This window comes from Neobacillus niacini, from assembly GCF_019749295.1.
Classification (GTDB): domain Bacteria; phylum Bacillota; class Bacilli; order Bacillales; family Cytobacillaceae; genus Neobacillus; species Neobacillus niacini_D.
In genome coordinates this window covers 1-3,375 of record NZ_JACWFG010000044.1, presented here as the reverse complement: position 1 = coordinate 3,375, position 3,375 = coordinate 1, and the positions used below count along the sequence as shown (strand labels likewise).

Annotated in this window: 4 protein-coding genes; 1 reads left to right on the top strand and 3 read right to left on the bottom strand. The window is 35.9% G+C overall.

Annotation, left to right across the window (positions count from 1 at the left end):
• Positions 1 to 438: 438 nt before the first annotated feature.
• Positions 439 to 570, top strand: coding sequence for an anti-repressor SinI family protein (locus H0184_RS27470; RefSeq protein WP_221831233.1), 132 nt, complete (start codon positions 439 to 441; stop codon positions 568 to 570).
• A 101-nt stretch (positions 571 to 671) separates the two neighbouring features.
• Here the strand turns inward: H0184_RS27470 and H0184_RS27465 are convergent, their stop codons facing one another.
• From H0184_RS27465 to H0184_RS27455, 3 genes are all read right to left on the bottom strand, one after another.
• A complete protein-coding gene (locus tag H0184_RS27465) occupies positions 672 to 1,022 on the bottom strand; it encodes a hypothetical protein (RefSeq protein WP_221831231.1) in 351 nt (116 codons plus the stop codon).
• 179 nt (positions 1,023 to 1,201) lie between these two features.
• The gene (locus H0184_RS27460) at positions 1,202 to 2,647 is read right to left on the bottom strand and encodes a glycoside hydrolase family 1 protein (RefSeq protein ID WP_221831214.1); all 1,446 of its coding nucleotides are present in this window, start codon (positions 2,645 to 2,647) and stop codon (positions 1,202 to 1,204) included.
• A gap of 343 nt (positions 2,648 to 2,990) precedes the next feature.
• Positions 2,991 to 3,173: a Fur-regulated basic protein FbpA gene (locus tag H0184_RS27455; RefSeq protein WP_221831212.1), complete on the bottom strand. Its 183-nt coding sequence runs from the start codon at positions 3,171 to 3,173 to the stop codon at positions 2,991 to 2,993.
• Between the last annotated feature and the right edge of the window lie 202 nt (positions 3,174 to 3,375).

The window sequence follows — 3,375 nt, the reverse complement described above, 5'->3', positions numbered from 1 at the left end:
AAACTCTAACTTCCGGGGGTCACATCATTCTCCTGGTCCTTTTTGACCAGGAGAACCGTCCCCGCGGCAAAAAAACATTTACAAATTCTAACAATTGACTTACAATTAGATTAATAATGGTTCTCAATCAAGAACTTCTCGAATGAAGGCGTGAAATAATGATATATCCTCTAATTGAGCAGAAAAAAAAGATCCATATTGTAAGAGATATGAATTCATGTGAATGTGGTCTGCAGTATCATTCCGATTTGGTTATTAAAAGGAAAACACTGAAGCAAATTAAGTTCGTTGAATTAGGCAAGGTAACCTGTAAAAAATGCGCATCAAGCCTTAATAGCAGTGTTTAATATCCCTGCATGTGCAATAAAACACATTTTTTAGAAACTGATATGGTTAGTTTATTTTAATGAATGTTATTTAGGAGGAACCATAAATAAAATGGGAACAGCTTACCTTGATGAAAAAGAGCTTGATAAAGAATGGTTAGAATTGATTTTAGAAGCACGAAGATTAGGAATTCCTTATGATGACATTAAGGATTTTCTAAAGAAGTCTGCGTTGACCTTATAATAAGGTCTTTTTTTCGTGAGTAACTCTATCTAGTGCTGAAAAAAAAGCATATCTAGTCAGACATGCTTTGGTATACCTGGATATACATTATTAATTTAACATCAAAATGCGCTAATAGAATCTTCTGCCAATCTTTCTATTTCCTCTTCTATATTTAAACTCTCAATTTCTTTAATTACTTGAACATTTTTCGGGAGCAATACAAGCGCTTTATTCTCTGCAGTAATTTCATAATCGACCTCACAGACAGCTGGTACTTGTCCAATAATCCGCTGAGCCACTTCAAATGGTACTTCTAATTGAGCCACCTTGTGACCGTTAGATACCCCATTTTCATCAGAAATTGTCTGTTTCTTACTAAGAATATGAATTTCTCCACCTCGAACCAATTTACCTTCACAATTCTCTTGGTCATATGTACGTGCATAAATAACGACCTCACGATGTTTCATCTATAATCCCACCTCCATTTATTAACAATTCATATTAATTATAAGTTCTTTATTAAGAACATTCAAGTCTGCGACTTCCTTTTATATAAAAATTAAGCCTCTTCACATAAAAATAACTAAACCAATCTATCCACATGGAATAGCTTGGTTTAGTTCTATAAATATCATTTGACAGGAACTTATAATATCTCTCCATTACTTTCAATCACTTTTTTATACCAATGGAATGATTGTTTCCTTCTTCGTTCCAGTGTTCCACTTCCGTCATCATTCTTATCAACATAGATAAATCCATAACGCTTGGACATTTCACCCGTTGACATACTCACAAGGTCAATACATCCCCAGCTTGTATAACCCATCAGTTCTACTCCATCTTCAATTGCCTCCCCCATAGCCCTCACATGTTCGCGGAGGTAATCAATCCTGTAGTCATCATTGATGGAACCATCCTCCTCTAGTTTGTCATACGCACCTAAACCATTCTCAACAACAAACAATGGAACCTGGTATCTTCCATAAAGCTTGTTTAAACTGATGCGTAACCCAACCGGATCGATTTCCCAGCCCCAATCACTGGCCTTTAAGAATGGGTTTTTCACTCCTCCTACAATATTACCTTGTGCCTTTTCTTCTTCATTCTTTTCTTTTTTATCGGTGCGGGACATGTAATAACTTAAGCCAATATAGTCGACTGTCCCCTCTTTGATGATGTCCAAATCACCATCCTGTATCTCTAAATTGATGTTTGCCTCTTTAAAAAAGCGCTTAATGAATGCAGGATACTCACCGCGTACTTGAACATCTCCACAGAAATAATTAAATAATTCCTCTTCTTTTAAGGCATACATAATGTTTTCCGGATTACAATCGTAAGAGTACACAGGTGCAAACAGAATCATGCAGCCGATTTTCGCACCAGGTATAATTTCCTTACAGGATTTTACTGCTATAGCACTAGCAACAAATTGATGATGGAAAGCTTGGAATGTCTCATGGTAGCGATTGTCCTTTGTTTTTGGAGAAAATCCCATACTCATTATTGGCATCTTCAAGGCACCGTTGATTTCGTTAAAGGTCATCCAATATTTCACTTTATTCTTATACCGCTTAAGAATAATAGTGGAATATTTCTCAAAGAAGGCAACAACCTGGCGATTCCGCCAGCCGCCATATTCTTTCACCAGGTGAAGCGGCATTTCATAGTGAGAAATCGTCACTACTGGCTCAATTCCATACTTTAATAGTTCATCAAAAACCCGGTCGTAAAAGGCCAAACCTTCTTCGTTTGGTTCCACCTCATCGCCATTTGGAAAAATTCGTGTCCAAGCAATCGACATCCGAAATACTTTAAAGCCCATTTCCGCAAACAAAGCAATATCTTCTTTATAACGATGGTAAAAATCAATGGCCTCATGATTGGGATACGTGTATTTCTCATGATTAATTTCAAAGTCAAAACCAGCAGACATTAATATGTTAAGGCGCTCTTTCCCCCCCGGCAGAACATCGGCAATATTTAAGCCCTTATTCCCTTCATTAAATCCACCCTCAATTTGGTTAGCTGCAGTTGCACCACCCCATAAAAAACCTTCAGGAAACAAATTGTCTTGTATATATTTCATTCCATTAATCCTCCTGGCTGATTACATTGGAGTTACAAATAAAACCTAATATCCTACTCTTTTAACTTGCTCAATTTTACCATATTTATAAAAAATAAAACCGGGGGGACGGTTCTTCCGGCCGTTTAGGCCAGGAGAAAATATGCTTTTATACAGGCGAATTCGCCCACATGAACTCGTTGCTAAGAAAACAAATCTATCCCTATCCACCTACTATCGGTATTTAAACAAAGCCCTTGAGCGCCTATATCAGGTTCTTGCGCAAAAGTAATCTAATCATCTCCCGATAAAAATAAAAAAGATGCAGGCTGCTGAAATACCTGCATCTTTTTCCTTATATCATTTATACCCACTGAATAGACCCAAACTCCCCATGCGGATGTGATTGTAATTTAAATCTTCTATACTCGTATTCTAATTTCGATAGGGACAATTTATCAAGCTGTTGATCTTCTTTATTATAAACATTTACGAAAATTAATTTATTAATAAGTTTTTGTCGTTTTTTTTCATCTTTATTTCTCATCAGAAACACTCCTTTAGTTATACAAAATCTTTACCCTTGATTTCAACAACCTTAAGTCGTTTTTAGATTAATATTATTATAACCCTACAATTCCGACCTGTAAAGTATGATTTAAAAATAAACAAAAAAAACACTGTCTTTATGACAGTAATGGGTTTTGATTTAACATGGATAAAGTCCATATAATTGTGTAAAAAGAAAG

Excerpts from the sequence above, each read along its gene's own strand:
- H0184_RS27460 (WP_221831214.1), bottom strand. The coding sequence starts at position 2,647 with ATGAAATATATACAAGACAATTTGTTTCCTGAAGGTTTTTTATGGGGT.
- H0184_RS27465 (WP_221831231.1), bottom strand. The coding sequence starts at position 1,022 with ATGAAACATCGTGAGGTCGTTATTTATGCACGTACATATGACCAAGAG.
- H0184_RS27470 (WP_221831233.1), top strand. The coding sequence starts at position 439 with ATGGGAACAGCTTACCTTGATGAAAAAGAGCTTGATAAAGAATGGTTA.
- H0184_RS27455 (WP_221831212.1), bottom strand. The coding sequence starts at position 3,173 with ATGAGAAATAAAGATGAAAAAAAACGACAAAAACTTATTAATAAATTA.